Genomic DNA, 14,890 nt, shown 5'->3' with positions numbered 1-14,890 from the left:
CTTCCTCTTGTTTTGTTATTCATGAAGGCTTCCTCCGTTTTTTCGATATTTCGATTAAAACATAAATAACCCGTAAGAGGGGCACTTTTTTCAAAGTTTCCATCTTACGGGTCACAGTTCAATCTGCCGGAGGGAACGTTCTTCTTTTTTGTCTTCTTTCCGAATACCTTAAACTAAGTGGAGGTGGCTTGACCTCTACGTAAGGCGGGAGGGGCTATCGCAATGGGGAGATTAAGAAAATGGGGAAACCGAGGGCTAAGATTACCTGATCTAGGTCAGCTTCGGCTGCCAAAAATAAATGGAGGCGGGACGTCGAGGTTCTCTGGAAGAAGCTCCGCGTTCAAGTCAAAACCAAGTAGGGCAGCGGCTAGACCACAGAGTGCACGGTTTGAAGCTAAGCGAAGTAGAAGTCATATGAGATCATCCAGTAGGGCAGAGAGAAAGTTGACCATTTCCGGTGGAAACACGCGTAAGCCAAGAAGCAGGCGCAAATTTTGGTTGATTGCATCCTTAGTATTGATTGTGCTTGTGCTACAGGCGCTACGATACGTGGAGCTGCACATGAAGCCGCCTATCTTGCATTTAGCGCAAATTCGTGTGAAGCAAATCGCAACTGAGTCGATAAATAAAGCGATTACTTCACAAGTTGCGAACGGAGGAAATGCGGAGGAACTGATTGATTGGAAGACCGATAAGAACGGGAAAATATCAGGCTTTATGCTGAACTATGCGGAGCATATGCGTATTACTTCGCAAGCAGCAGAGGTAATTCAGACCACGTTGCAGGATTTGCATAATCAAACAGAATATATTCCGCTCGGTCAGGCACTAGGTAGTCCTCTCATTGCCTCTTATGGACCTGATATCCCGATCAAGATTGAACCGCAAGGTGCTGTTAAGGTTGAACTCAGCACTCGCCAGCAAAATGCCGGAATCAATATGATTTTAGTTGAGGTCTATATACATATTGTTACGGAGGTAGCGGTGGTTATTCCTTTTGACATGGAACCCCAAGTAGTGGATACGGAAATTCCTGTATCATATTTGATGGTCGTCGGAGACGTTCCTATGTATTACTACGATAATCAAGGTCAGCCTGTTGGAGCTAATGGCAGCAGTGCCCCGGGAATCGCTATTCCTGCACCATCTGTAAGTGGAGATAAAAGTGGAGTATCAGATCAGAGCAAGGATACCCCTGGGAATAGCAATGAGGATAGCAATTCATCGCCAGCTGCACCCAATTCTTCGAATACAGGCGCAGCTCATACAGAAGAAGGCGACAAAGGCATAAATGGAGGGAATTAAGGGATATCGTGCTAATCCGCACATAGACTATAGGTAGAGTTGCTTTAAATAAATGGAGCGTGAGGCCTAATGTCACATGAATCGCTGAATATGGAACGCTTGGCAGGGAGATATGGTTTCCTTGAACGTGCCGGACTTCTACCCTTGCCTAGTGAAGATGGAATTTCTATTGTAGTTGAGCTTAGCCGTATGGAATGTGCCACGGTCTGTTTACCCCTGCTGCTGCTTCACTCGGGAGTGGCTGTGCGCATTATTGCTGTTTCAATGACGCCCGATTTCCCCATGGAGGTGTTAGCAGGACAGTTCTCGCAGGAGGAACCAGTGCTCTTCCTACCCTATGAGAAGGAGGAGTATATGCCGAACCTGGCTCTGGCCCATATCGAGACCACCTTTGCTGTTCTGCTTGAAGATTCGATTATGGTATCGCCTGGTTGGTTAAGCGAGTTAATGTGGGCTTCCTTTGATGATGCTTCCGTTAGAGTCATTGCACCTCGTTCTTCTACCGAGAGGGTGGAAGGGAAGAAACGGCTTCACTTTGGTACTCATCATGAACTAGCGGAGCATGTAAGCTATAGTCTTGGGCGGTATCAAGGCGAATGGCGCGAGGTGGAAGTGCTAACCGGATCTTGTCTTCTATTCACTAAGGAATTGATTCAGCGAATTGGCGGCTTTGACGCTTCGCTTCAAACGCGGCATCTCATGATAGCTGACTGGTGTCTCCGAGCGCGGCAGGCTGGAGCGAAACTGGCACTGAGTGAAGCTGTGTATGTTCACGCTATTCAGTCACTGGATAAATACCTGAGAACGAAGGAAGAATCCAACCAGACGGATGGCTGGCAGATATACTACAAGAAATGGGCACTTGAAAGCGGGATAGAGAACGAAGGACTTTTAGTACCGCCTACTGAATCCTTGAAATTTCCACAGCCGGTTATACCATTGGGCAGGATATCCTTAGCTTCTCCGTTGGTAACTGCCATAGTGTATTGTGATGAAGCTTGGGATTGTGATGAGCTGAAGGAGCAATGGATAGCTGCACGGGAGCAGCAGAGCTACAAGTATATTCGCTGGATTTGGATCAGAGATACTTTGGTGGACGCTGCTCCTGAGTTTCCGGTTAGCGAACATGATGTAGTGATAACGGTTCATGGTGAGGATGTATGGCTACGGGCGTTAAAGAACGCATCTGTATTATATGAGAGTGAGATCATTCTGTATTTATCCACTTCTATCCAATATGAGAAACGTTATATTGAGCGGGTGGTGAAGGCCATAACCCAAGGCTCCGCTGATCTGATCGTAAGTTTATCGACTGAAACGGAGGAAGCGGGGGTTCATTTGCTTGCAGGGGGAGATTCATTGCTCACTCTACCTCTTGAACGTGTTGCTTACAAAGGAGGGATCGTGCCTGGGATGATTAGCAATAGGAAGTATACTTCCCGTCAGTTGCTGCTTCACCCTAATGCCTCTCTGGTAATAGGCTATATTGGGGATTTGTCCGATTCCAAGGAGGCACACCCATGAAATATTTAATTCTAAGCGGAGGTTCTTGGGAGGACTACGAATATAAAAGATTGCTAGAGCTTCTTCCGGACCGGGAAGGGGTCAGCTTTGCAGGACGAATGACCAGTGAGCAGCAGACTAACAATCAGATTAGGGCAGTTGCGGCTGCAGATATTTATTCTTTGAACATGAAGCAATACACGATTCTTGTCTCTTCTCCTTATTGGCTCTCAGAGGTTCTCTCCTTGCAGCCAGCTTATGTAGTGGCTCTGCTAGAACGTTGTCCGGAAGAAGAAAAGAAGTGGTTATGGGATAAATACAGCGGTTTGCTTGGCGCAAAGGCTGACCTTGTAGCCACCAGATCTGAACGGATATATCTAGAGCATAGCTTACGCAAGGAAGGTGTGATCTATCTCGGCGGGGATGAGCAGGAATCCTATGGAGTTACCTTTCAGGGAGATCGGCTGTATTTTCTTACGGATTATGAGGTGCTGTGGAGGAAGGCCATAGTGAACTTGTGGCAGGATTCAACGATATCATCTGCCGATTGGGTTACTATACAGCTTGAGTTGCGGGCGGACTATTACATTTCCATGTGTGCTAAGCTGCCCAGTCAACCTGTTGTGCATTACTTGGCAGCTTCCTATCTGTACTTGCTGGGGGATTCTGTAGCAAACTGCTATCTGGCGCAATCCTTTGAGCTCATGGTGCTGTATGAATATTTAGATTGCCTTCATTCACATTTTCGCTTTTTTTCGGCTATAGAGGGTAAGACTGGGGATTTGGAAACAGCTGTTCAACAATATACGATTACGGCATTTACAGCTGAGGAGAAGCGGGAGGCGGAAAGGCTGCGGGGCTGGCTTCACTCCGGGCAGTACGAACTTGTTCGGGCAGAGCTGTTTCGTTTGAATGAGGATAAAGCAGCGGCAGTACGGATTCTAAGTTCGCTCACTACCTCAGAGGCGAAGATGTTATTGATTCAGAATTATATTCAGACCTTCCAATGGGAGAAAGCGCTAGAGCTTCAGCAAGATTTGGAGGGAAGTGTTGATGGGGTTATAGAAGGCACAATACACTTGCTACATGGCAGACGACATGAGGCTATACGCAGCTTCTTGAATGCGGCAGGGCAAGACAATCAGGCATGGCCGCTTTTATCAGAGATGGCAGATCTAGAAGAGGCTGTAAAACGATTGAAAAGGAGAGTGGAGGGATGAGTAGTCATAGGTGGCCTCTCCGCAAAACATCAGGTAACCGCTTGACTGCTATGATGCAGGTTCGAAACGAAGCTGGAAGGTATCTGGAGCAAGTACTTGAAGAACTGAGTGAATTCGTGGATGATATTGTAGTTGTTGATGATGGAAGTACAGATCATACGGCACAGTTATGTCGTTCTTTTGCCAAGGTTACGAAGTTTGTGACACTGGAGACCTCCTTGTTTAATCGTGAGTGGGAGCTAAGGCAGATGTTATGGGATTTGGCTGTGTCTACGAATCCGGATTGGCTCCTGTCTGTAGACGCTGATGAGTTCTATGAAGAGGCAGCTAAACGGGAGATGAGACGGCTGATTGATCAGGATGTGTATGACTGGGTATCTTTCCGGCTTTTCGATTTCTGGGGTGGCACCACTCATTATCGTGAAGATGAACATTGGAATATCCATACGAAGCATACTCGTACACTTGTCCGATACTTGCCGAATTTTCATTATTTCTTCCCGAAAATGGATCATCATGTTCCTAGGCTGCCGCTTTCTTACTCTGTATTGCCGGGCTTTCTTGCCGAACTGCGAGTGAAACATTATGGATGGGCGGTTCCACCGGAAGAGCTTCGACTTAAATATTCGCGTTATATGGAGCTTGATCCACAGGGGCGCTGGGGGAGTCTGGAGCAGTACCAATCCATTCTAGATGAGCAGCCCCATTTGGTCGAATGGCAAGAATAGCTCAGAAATCCGAATCTGCCAGTCGGTTAGGTCTGACTGGCAGATCTGACGAGCAGCCCCCATGGGATTTGACCTGAGGAAATCCCATGGGGATAAGCTTTTGCCGCGAGTATGAGCTTGTAGTATGAGAGACCGACTGCGGCGGCAGTTCCCCCAATCCTGCGCAAAGCCATTTCATCTGATTGAGCGATCTTTGAAGTTTCCCCACAGGAGTAAGCCATTGCCGCATATAATAGCCATTCTGCGCAGTCCGTCGAAGCATTATAATGAGGGGTTTGACTGAGATAGATGGAGCACCACTGTTTCTTTACGGGGATAGGAGCCTCAAGCAATCCATAGTATAAGGGCTGCGGCAGCTTGCACCATTGGAATGAAGAGTCCTCTGATTGTCGATAAAGCGATAGTACACTATCCCAAGCACCGACCTGAAGCAGCAATTGCATAGCGTAGCTCAGATCAGGAAGAGCAGGCTTAATGTCAGAACGACTTGTTAAAATATGATGAATCGTTAGCATCCCCGGTCTGTACGGCAATATGGAGACAAGCCACTTCATGGCTGATTCAGTATCTCCAGCACGGCAAGACAAAGCCCAAAGATAACCGAGTATAGATGAACGTTCGGAAAGAACAGATGGATTATGAAGCAGCTGCTCAAGGGGGGCGAGGGTGTTTTCCCCCTCTTGCTGCTGAGCACAAGCAAGTAAAGCCTGCACAATGGTTTGAACGGCTAGTGGCAGCTGCGGAGCAAAAGAGAGAGTGGTCAGCCATTCAAACTCACGAGCATTGAGCGCCGCGGGCACAAGATAGCCTAAGGTCATTGGTGAGAGAGCGTGGACATGGTAGCAGGTCAATGCGATCAGACTTAACCTCTCTCCAGAAAGCAGGCTTAGCGGGACAAGCTGTTTCCATGCATCCGTATAATCTGGTTTGAATTGTATAGCAGCCTCGTAGTGTTTCCGCGCGTTTGGGTAAAGAAATAACTTCTCGCATACTTTGCCCGCTACTAGTTCTGTTCGATACGTTCCACTTCCCGAAGAAGATGGATATGGATGTGCTGTATCCCCGCTCTTCAGTGCTTGCTGCAAGAAGTGTCTAGCTTGGCTAAGCTGTCCTTGTTCGAGCAACAAAGCAGCATAGCCCTCTAATAAATCAGTGAAATCGGGAAACAATAAGCACCCCGCATGAAAGACTTCCTCAGATTCCTGCTGCCTGTTACATCGTTGTAAGGCATAGGCAGTCTTTAAATAAATATCGGAGGCATACCCGGATTGGGTTGGAACATCAGCGAGTAATGGAAGAAGTACATCTGCCGCTGCATGATATTGTTCCTGTTGATAATGCTCTGCCCCTAGTGCATAACGAAGGATTAGATGGTTTGGTTGGAGCTGCAGACCACTATTGATGAGAGCTAAATTGCGCTGGTATTTATTTTTGCGCTGTAGTTCATCCTCTAAATAACCGTAGTGATAAATACGCAATTCAGCGTAAGCAATCTCCCCCGCAGGAAGCTCCCAAATGCTGCTGGCCGTCTCCTCATGAATGATTCCACGAAAGCTGATTCTTCGATCGTTTCTGAACAGGCGGCAGACATGATCGGTAACAAAATCAGCTTCAGGGGCGTCACCGATATAGTGGATAATGGGTAGCCAATATCCGTGAATATGCGCTGCGTCCAGCAGATGCTGGAGCTGCTCCTTTCTCCAATGATCTATAGCCTCATCCGCATCAAGTACCAGAATCCAAGGGGAAGTTGCATGCTGCAGACTTAGGTTTCGTGCTTTCGAGAAATCATTCTCCCAAGTCATATCGATGATCTTTGCACCGAACTTAAGTGCTATGTCTATGCTATTATCCTCAGACCCGGTATCTACAATGATGATTTCTGATACGATTCCTTGCACAGAGGACAGGCATTTCTCCAGGTGGTTCGCCTCATTCTTAACGATCATACAAAGTGTGATATCGGGTGTGATCATAGGAAACGTCCCTCCTATTCTGAAACTTTGGGAAGCGGAAGAGCTAGGCGAACTCTTTTGACCGCTGGAGAATAGGTAGCTGAAGAGGACAATGAAGCAAGCAGACGATCCGCTAACAAAATCTGTGAACGCCCCTGCTCAGATGCTTGATTAAATGCCGCTTCTATAGAAGTGGGCTGCTCTGTGACATTTATCAGCTGTGCGGCTGCTTCATTACATCCCTCACTCTGTAATAATTCTAGGAGAATCCTGTTCTTAGTTACTGTGTAGTCTGGCAGATGAGCGTGGAACCAACCGTAAATCTCACTCTCTCGACCTGCACATTTCAGGGCTCGTAGTAGTCGGGCAATGACGGGAGTCGGTTCAGGATGAAGCTGTGCGGTTTTGGTGTAACAAGCAATGGCTTCGGTCTCATCACCCATTTCTTCACATAATTGACCCAGCATATAATAGGTTAAAAATGAACCGAATCCAGCCTCAGTATGGTAGCCGGGAGGAGCAGCTCCGATGACCAGCGCTTGTAGCAACGCTACTTTGGCTTCTGCAAAGGCACCTAATTGTAAGAGTAGAGCCCCTTTGATATGAGCTAAGTCTGGGTAATCCGGATGTGAGCTAATCCCACGGTCACAAGCTGCAAGCGCCTCAGGGTAATCTTTTAATTCTGCAAGCGAGCGAATTTCATATTTGTGCAGCAGGTGGATGTAACTTGTATCAGGCGGTGCCTCTTTTAGTGATTGTTGGATATGTTTTAGAGCAGGTTGATACTCCCCCAGACGCATATACTCAACAGCCATATTAAAATGGTGGAAAGGATCTTTAGGATTTAACCTTAGCTGTTCTTTCAGCAGCTCGACATTTCGTTTGATTTTATCTTTCTTGACTACTACCCCTTCTGCGTAACCATAATGATGAATGACTACAGTGGTCAAATGCATCGGTGCCTGGGGTTTAGCTGTTATGATGGCCTCAGCGATCTGTTCGTGAATGATACCGCTAAACCGGTACTTAGGGCGATTACGAAACATCCGAATAATCGGATTGACGGTGATCGTCTGTGAAGCGGGGGTTAGCCCTTTATGATTATGAATGCGTAGGAAAAATGCCTCGTACTCCATATGCTCAGCACATAGCAGTAATTCACCCTTGCTCTCCTCACTTAATTCCTCATCTGCATCTAGAACGAGAATCCATTGTCCATGGGCCTGCTGGAGACCTGCGTTGCGGGCTGCAGCAAAGTCGCCGCTCCAAGGGTGTTGTATGATTTTAGCCCCGAAGCTTAGGGCAATTTGAACCGTGGCGTCGGTGGATCCAGTATCGACTACAATGATCTCATCGACGACTCCGCGTACGCTTTTTAAACATTGGCTCAAGCTATCTCCTTCGTTCTTAACGATCATGCATAAGGAAATTAGTGGCTTTCTTCTTAAGCGGTTCATAGGGATGACCTCCCTTCGCTCTGACGGAAGCTCCACTGAGTGTGCCAAGGTGTACGATTCAGCAAGGTAATGGATTTACGGATAGCTCCGATATCCTCCTGCAATGGGCCATGGACATGGGCATCATTTAAACTTTGTAGAGCATCTTCCATACTAAGCTTCGCTTGCTGAAGATAACAGAGGGATAAGCCGATCCTTGCGGATTCATGCTCAGGCTCTTGTTCCAGCGCTTGCTGAAACCATTCACAGGCTTCGGAATAATGCCCTTTGTCAAAGATTATCTCACCAATATAAAAAAGCACGTTTGCATCGGCGATCTTATCACGAACAAGTACAATAAATTCCTCTCCTGCGGCCTGCCAATCCCCTTCTTTATATAATACTGTGGCAAATTCAGATCGATAGGCAGGGAACAGGTCCACTAAAGTATGACTAAGTGTGTGCTGATGCAGCTTTACGGATTGCCCAAGGAGGTCTGAAAGGAATGAGGAATATAATGGATCTACCTCTATTTCCGCAGGACATGCCACTTGTTGGCGTTGGGATCGCTCAATGTATTCCAGTCCAGAACGAAGTTCATCTGATGTATGGTTGAGCAAGTCCTTTTTAAATTCTCCATATTGTTCCCATTGGCAAATGGCCCAAAGGGTATACCACTGCTTTTGATGCTCTAAATCATGGTTGTCTTGGGCAGCCAGTGAGGTTATTTGTCTTATAGCTGTACATGCGTCTTCCTGCTTGCCGGTGATGATGAGTGAAGAAATGATCCAATTTGCAGTATCCAATTCCAATGGAAAAATATCTCGGGATAAGGTGGTTATGGTCTCATAAGCATTTATCTCATATAAACTGTCAATGATCGCGGATCTACTGATTGAAGTAGTTGGGGGAACGAGTTGGATCAGTAAAGTGGCGATTTCCTCATCGGGTACAGCTAGGCGTTGAAAAGCAGCAGCAATTCCCTGCAAGGCTGGCGTATATAAAGCATGGTGTTGAAGTGCACGATGAAAAAATCTCGCAGCATCCTCAAGAAGACCAAGCCGCTGTGAGATTAAACCCATACGGTATAGAGGGCGAAAGGTGCTCATTCCTTGCTCACATACATATTTTCCGCTAAGTACCTCAAGTTCAGGAATGGACTCTGCAAGTTGATAGGCTAATAGCGCACGTTCCAAAAGTCCTTGGCTCTCCAAAGATTGCCCTAACAAAAAATGCAAATCAGGGTAGTCGCCATAACGCTCCAGTTCAATCATCAGCAAGGGGTCAATCGCATTCGTTTTTCCTTGAGCTTGATAAATTTTACAGAGATCCCTAATCATCGTAGGACGATAGGAGGCTTCGAGTGCTACATGGTGAAGGCCTTGACGAAGCAACGTCTCAGTTTCCTGAAGACGACCGTCCTGACAGCAGTTTACTGCCAAATTATAGGCGTGGAAAGGATCATCCGGATATTCGGTTAAAGCGAGGTGCAGCAGGTGCCTATTTCGATTGATTTTATCTTTTCGTATCATGATTTCAGGTAAATATCCAAAGTGTATAATCTGAAGTTGACTGTGCTCAATCGCCGAGAGGTTATGTTTGCTAAGGATTGAAGTGTCAATTCCCTCATGAATTCTTCCACTATATTGATAACCCTGTCCATTTCGGAATAAGCGGACTGCACTATGTTTTACCTTATCTTCAGGTCGAAAGCCTACCCAATTTTCAATGTTTACTGTAAAAGCCTGAGCTTGTGTATTCTGCAGAAGGCTGCGGAGTTCTGTAAGTGGGGTCTGCAAGCACTCATCGGCATCGAGGATAAGAATCCAATTCGTTGAGGCATGAACGAGCCCTTCATTGCGAGCTGCAGCGAAATCGTCTGTCCATTCCCGTTGTAAGACTCTAGCCCCGTGAGCTTCGGCAATAGCTATGGATTCGTCGGTAGAACCCGTATCGATCATCACAATTTCGTCAGCACCAGCTACGCTTGCGAGACAGTGGGGCAGGAGATCAGCTTCATCTTTTACGATGAGGTGGACACCAAGCGTAATATTATTCACGGTTGTTCCTCCTTGAAGGCATTATGTGTTTGTTGCACATATGTATAGCTGCTGACACAAGCATAAACGTCTCGGCGTCTTTATAGTTAAAGAAAAAGCACATGGATATCCATGTACTCTTTCTTGTTACAGCATATGATGGTCATCTGGATTACGTGCCCTGAGCATTGAAACTTACATTGATCGTGGATGCAGAGCCTGAATTGGCTGATTGATAGGATAGGCGGGTATATTTCAGGAATCTGGCTGGCACTATGACATCGATAGAGCCTGCTGCTAAAGGATTATCCCCCGTGGTATCGACGAAATAGTTCGTTCCATCAGCACTGATTTCCACACGTGTGTTGACTGGATTTGCCCCGGTATTGTTAATGAAGAAGGAATAGGTTCCCAGTACGCTCGTAGTAACAGCTGGTAGAGGTGTATAGGTATTAGCAGTCGCAATACCAGTAGTGGTCTGTTCTATAAAGCTGCGTTGTGAAATAGAAGTGACACTACTTAGTGTACCAGCTGTGATTGTAGCGCCAAGCACACTGGAAATGGTGCCGTCAAGGATGTTGGTAATAGTACCTGCGGAGGACAAAGTACCCGCAGTGATCGTAGCACCAAGCACGCTAGTAATAGTGCCATCAAGGATATTGGTAACTGTTCCAGCGGAAGACAAAGTACCCGCAGTGATCGTAGCACCAAGCACGCTAGTAATAGTGCCATCAAGGATATTGGTAACTGTTCCAGCGGAAGACAAAGTACCGGCAGTGATCGTGGCGCCGAGTATGCTGGTAATGGTACCGTTTAAGATGTTAGTAACTGTTCCGGCGGAAGATAACGTACCTGCTGTTATGGTTGCCCCAAGCACACTAGTGATTGTACCCGCAGTGATTGTGGCGCCAAGTACGCTAGTAATGGTGCCATCAAGGATGTTGGTTATGGTACCTGCAGAAGACAAAGTACCCGCAGTGATCGTAGCACCAAGCACGCTAGTAATAGTGCCATCAAGGATATTGGTAACTGTTCCAGCGGAAGACAAAGTACCGGCAGTGATCGTGGCGCCGAGTACGCTAGTAATGGTGCCATCAAGGATATTGGTTATGGTTCCTGCGGAAGACAAGGTACCGGCAGTGATCGTAGCGCCGAGTACGCTAGTGATGGTGCCGTTTAAGATGTTAGTGACTGTTCCGGCGGAAGATAACGTACCTGCTGTTATGGTTGCCCCAAGCACACTAGTGATAGTACCGGCAGTGATTGTAGCGCCAAGTACGCTAGTAATGGTGCCATCAAGGATGTTGGTTATAGTACCTGCGGAAGACAAAGTACCTGCGGTGATCGTAGCGCCGAGTACGCTAGTAATGGTCCCGTTAAGGATATTAGTAACTGTACCTGCGGAGGACAAAGTACCCGCAGTGATCGTGGCGCCGAGTACGCTAGTAATGGTGCCATCAAGGATATTGGTTATGGTTCCAGCGGAAGACAAAGTACCGGCGGTGATCGTAGCGCCGAGCACGCTAGTAATGGTCCCGTTAAGGATATTAGTAACTGTACCTGCGGAGGACAAAGTACCCGCAGTGATCGTGGCGCCGAGTACGCTAGTAATGGTGCCGTTTAAGATGTTAGTGACTGTTCCGGCAGAAGATAACGTACCTGCGGTTATGGTTGCCCCAAGCACACTAGTGATAGTACCGGCAGTGATTGTAGCGCCAAGTACGCTAGTAATGGTGCCATCAAGGATGTTGGTTATGGTACCTGCGGAGGACAAAGTACCCGCAGTGATCGTAGCGCCGAGTACGCTAGTAATGGTCCCGTTAAGGATATTAGTAACTGTACCTGCGGAGGACAAAGTACCAGCTGTGATGGTAGCGCCGAGCACGCTGGAAATCGTACCATCTAGGATAATCGTCGTTAGATTTCCGCTTGGATCTGTAGTGAGCGGATGATCAATCTGCGAGGCATCCCGGCCGAATATAAGCGTTCGTAGATTATCAGGATTCGCTTGAAAAGAGCTATAGTTAGGCAAAGTTCCTCGTCCCTTCCGTATAAAATGATCAAGTTATACCTAAAACTGGGCTTGGACGTAACACAATCTTGCTTGCCAATACCCTTTGAATGTAGCGTGGAGGCGGAGATTCGAGTTATTACTTTAAGAATCGAATCAGCACTGGCACTCTCATTTCTTTTGAAGCAACAATCTCTTCCAAATCTATAAAACAATCAAAACGATTCGGGCGGATCTCCTGGCGGAGACGATTTTTAAGCTCCAGGCCGTTATGGATTTCATTCACTTCCTACGGGCTTTCTGGAACTCAACCCATAAAAAGACCCAAACCGTCGTTTGAGCCCTGAGCCTAAATGAACCGCAGTCCAATAAGCCGCAAACCGATAGGGACAATCCTTAGCCATTCGAATGGTGTGATATTAATATATGGTGGGAATTAGGGGGTGATTGGGCAGACAAAGCAATATACGCACATTCCCACAACCTGTTACTGAGAGCGGCATAAAATAGAATGAGCTTAAGTACGGGGAGGTTAACTCATGCCGAACGATTCAGTACTCAATCAGAGTAGTCAGCCACTTTTTACAGAACAAGTCAATACGTATGTTGCACCTGGTATAGTTTCAGCTCCTGAGGGGGGATTAGCTAAGGCGGGGTTATTGTTTGGAATCCCATTTACTTCTACGGTAACGACGGCAGCCCCGTTAGTTATTCAGATTAGTAATCCGGGAGGAAGCGGACGTACCTTATATGTATCCCGTGTTACTGCTAGCTCAGCGACAGCGGCGGTTACTTTATCACTACTTCGGAACGCTACGGTCACCGGGGCCACCGTCACACCGATTAATTATAATTTTGGCAGTGCGTTAACCAGTGTTATGACGGCAAGAACCTCGACGGCGGCGCCTACTGGAGGTCCGGCTACTCTAGTATCTCTATTGCTGGCGGTCGGTCCGGTCATTGTTGATTTTACAGGACAAATTGTTATTCCTCCCGGAAATTCCATCAGTACCTCCGTAACGATTGCATCAGGGTCATCAGCGGCGACAACGTCTATCAGCTGGTGGGAATATTAGGAGGGGATAAATATGCCTAATCAATTTGTATTTAACGACAACGATCAACCGCTTTATGTGGATATGGTGAACACCTTCCAAGCTCCGGACATTAGCGCGCCGCCTGAAATAAGCGCTTCGCAAGACGCAGTCTTATATTCAACTAACACATCCGCGTCTAGTTTGGTCGTACTTAGTCTAATATCCGCAATCGCTTCTATCCGGATCAGTAATGCTGCAGGCAGTGGGAAAACTGTTTATATCTCACGTATAAGCGGCAGTATTGGCGGTTCTTCTCTACTATCAGCAATGTCGGGTAGCTTTACAATTGTAAAAGGAGGGACGCTAACTTCACCAGGAACCTTAACACCAACGAATAATAATTTGGGAAGCTCGGCTACGAGTGCGATGATTGTTCAATCTTCCACAGCAGCCATTAGCGGGGGGACGACGCTTTTCAATTATCAATTGGCACCGGGGGCATTCACACAGAACTTTACAGGCAGCATCATTGTCCCGCCTGGGACCACTATTTGTGCTAATGTAACTTCCTCTAGCTCCGCCGTAGGTTTAACAATTACCTCAGTGCTGGGTCTTCTTTGGTGGGAACAATAGAGTTCTTGCTGTGAACCATTCACAGAGCTGAACCTTGACATCCCTTGGGTTGAGGTTTTACATAAAAGGATGGAATGTATAGAAAATAAAGGGGATTGGCATTATACAATAAAGTTGCAAGTCAGATTGGAATGTGAAAAGAGGGACAATTATATGGAAAGTTGTTTATTTATTCATGGCTTTACCGGAGGTGAGCATGAAATCTCACCCTTGTCCCAGTTTATGGAGCAGCATAATTACCGTTCCAGAACGTTTACCCTGAAAGGGCATGGGGGCAGCAGGAATGATTTATTGCATTCGGATCGACATGATTGGCAGCAGAGTGCAGAAGATGAATTGACAGAGCTGTTAAAGACGGATGAAGGCGTTCATCTGATCGGCTTTTCAACCGGTGCCCTAATTGCTTCACATCTTTCTGTACGGTATAAACCCTGGATCAAATCCCTTACTTTATTGTCCACTCCCGTATTTCCGCTGAATCCCGTGGAGATTCTTAAGACTCTTGCGAGCTTTTCCATGCTAAAAACGTATATTAATAAATTCTCTTCAACGCCCCCAAGGGCGACGAGAGAGTTTCAACGATTGGTTCGGGAGAGTTTTTCCATCTATCCGCATATTGAGACTCCAACCTTGATCGTGCAGGGTAAGCGGGATCATCTGGTGAAGACCCGAAGCGCTGACTACCTGCAGCATACGATTCCTACAACCCAAAAACAGGTGATAATGGTAGATAACAGTGGTCATATGGTTTGTCATTGTGAAGATAAGGACCGGATCATGAATGAAGTATTGCATTTTATTCAGAGTGTAGGAAGCTAAGCATATAAGGTGAATAATGAACCCCAAAGAGTCCCTAATAAGGAGGCTCTTTTTCTTATGTAGTTTATTTTTTATAGCTTGACAACGCATTCAAAATCATGGTAATTTTTAGTTGGGAAACCGGTTTCCCTAAATTATTTGTTTTTTGTGTTGAAGACGTTAAAAAACATTAGAGACATCACTGGGCGGGCTTGGTTTTTAATC

Annotated in this window: 12 protein-coding genes; 7 read left to right on the top strand and 5 right to left on the bottom strand. The window is 46.6% G+C overall.

All coding sequences use genetic code 11. The annotated features are described in order from the left end of the window. Positions 1–222 precede the first annotated feature (222 nt). The 4 genes from yunB to L1028_RS22390 all read left to right on the top strand — a co-directional run bounded on the left by yunB (position 223) and on the right by L1028_RS22390 (position 4,756). Positions 223–1,305: a sporulation protein YunB gene (gene yunB / locus L1028_RS22405; RefSeq protein ID WP_423803076.1), complete on the top strand. Its 1,083-nt coding sequence runs from the start codon at positions 223–225 to the stop codon at positions 1,303–1,305. Positions 1,306–1,374: 69 nt separating this feature from the next. Further along, complete coding sequence (locus L1028_RS22400; protein ID WP_234539851.1) at positions 1,375–2,829, top strand: glycosyltransferase family protein; 1,455 nt, start codon at positions 1,375–1,377, stop codon at positions 2,827–2,829. Beyond that, positions 2,826–4,028, top strand: coding sequence for a hypothetical protein (locus tag L1028_RS22395; protein ID WP_234539849.1), 1,203 nt, complete (start codon positions 2,826–2,828; stop codon positions 4,026–4,028). The genes L1028_RS22400 and L1028_RS22395 overlap by 4 nt, the downstream gene beginning before the upstream one ends. Further along, complete coding sequence (locus L1028_RS22390; protein WP_234539847.1) at positions 4,025–4,756, top strand: glycosyltransferase; 732 nt, start codon at positions 4,025–4,027, stop codon at positions 4,754–4,756. The genes L1028_RS22395 and L1028_RS22390 overlap by 4 nt, the downstream gene beginning before the upstream one ends. A 26-nt stretch (positions 4,757–4,782) precedes the next feature. On the opposite strand, the gene L1028_RS22385 is transcribed toward L1028_RS22390, so the two are convergent. From L1028_RS22385 to L1028_RS22365, 5 genes are all read right to left on the bottom strand, one after another. Beyond that, entirely contained in the window at positions 4,783–6,732 is a 1,950-nt protein-coding gene (locus L1028_RS22385; protein ID WP_234539843.1) for a TPR domain-containing glycosyltransferase, read from the bottom strand. 14 nt (positions 6,733–6,746) lie between these two features. Beyond that, the gene (locus tag L1028_RS22380; protein WP_234539841.1) at positions 6,747–8,168 is read right to left on the bottom strand and encodes a tetratricopeptide repeat-containing glycosyltransferase family 2 protein; all 1,422 of its coding nucleotides are present in this window, start codon (positions 8,166–8,168) and stop codon (positions 6,747–6,749) included. After that, positions 8,165–10,207, bottom strand: coding sequence for a glycosyltransferase (locus tag L1028_RS22375; protein WP_234539838.1), 2,043 nt, complete (start codon positions 10,205–10,207; stop codon positions 8,165–8,167). The genes L1028_RS22380 and L1028_RS22375 overlap by 4 nt, the downstream gene beginning before the upstream one ends. Positions 10,208–10,358: 151 nt before the next feature. Continuing rightward, entirely contained in the window at positions 10,359–12,218 is a 1,860-nt protein-coding gene (locus L1028_RS22370) for a DUF6385 domain-containing protein (protein WP_234539836.1), read from the bottom strand. A gap of 118 nt (positions 12,219–12,336) precedes the next feature. Then, positions 12,337–12,483 carry a hypothetical protein gene (locus L1028_RS22365; RefSeq protein WP_234539834.1) on the bottom strand — a complete coding sequence of 49 codons (147 nt, stop codon included), beginning with the start codon at positions 12,481–12,483 and terminating at the stop codon, positions 12,337–12,339. 253 nt (positions 12,484–12,736) lie between these two features. Between L1028_RS22365 and L1028_RS22360 the strand changes: the two genes are divergently transcribed. The 3 genes from L1028_RS22360 (at position 12,737) to L1028_RS22350 (ending at position 14,686) form a co-directional block, all read left to right on the top strand. Next, complete coding sequence (locus L1028_RS22360; RefSeq protein ID WP_234539831.1) at positions 12,737–13,273, top strand: hypothetical protein; 537 nt, start codon at positions 12,737–12,739, stop codon at positions 13,271–13,273. A 12-nt stretch (positions 13,274–13,285) separates the two neighbouring features. After that, positions 13,286–13,867 (top strand): hypothetical protein, encoded by a 582-nt coding sequence (locus tag L1028_RS22355; RefSeq protein ID WP_234539828.1) that lies wholly within the window; start codon positions 13,286–13,288, stop codon positions 13,865–13,867. A 153-nt stretch (positions 13,868–14,020) separates the two neighbouring features. Beyond that, positions 14,021–14,686 (top strand): alpha/beta hydrolase, encoded by a 666-nt coding sequence (locus L1028_RS22350; protein WP_234539826.1) that lies wholly within the window; start codon positions 14,021–14,023, stop codon positions 14,684–14,686. The last annotated feature ends 204 nt before the right edge of the window (positions 14,687–14,890 follow it).

Source organism: Paenibacillus pseudetheri (assembly GCF_924513355.1).
Classification (GTDB): domain Bacteria; phylum Bacillota; class Bacilli; order Paenibacillales; family Paenibacillaceae; genus Paenibacillus_AQ; species Paenibacillus_AQ pseudetheri.
The sequence above is the reverse complement of the archived record's forward strand: the minus strand, read 5'-3'. Positions and strand labels throughout refer to the sequence as shown.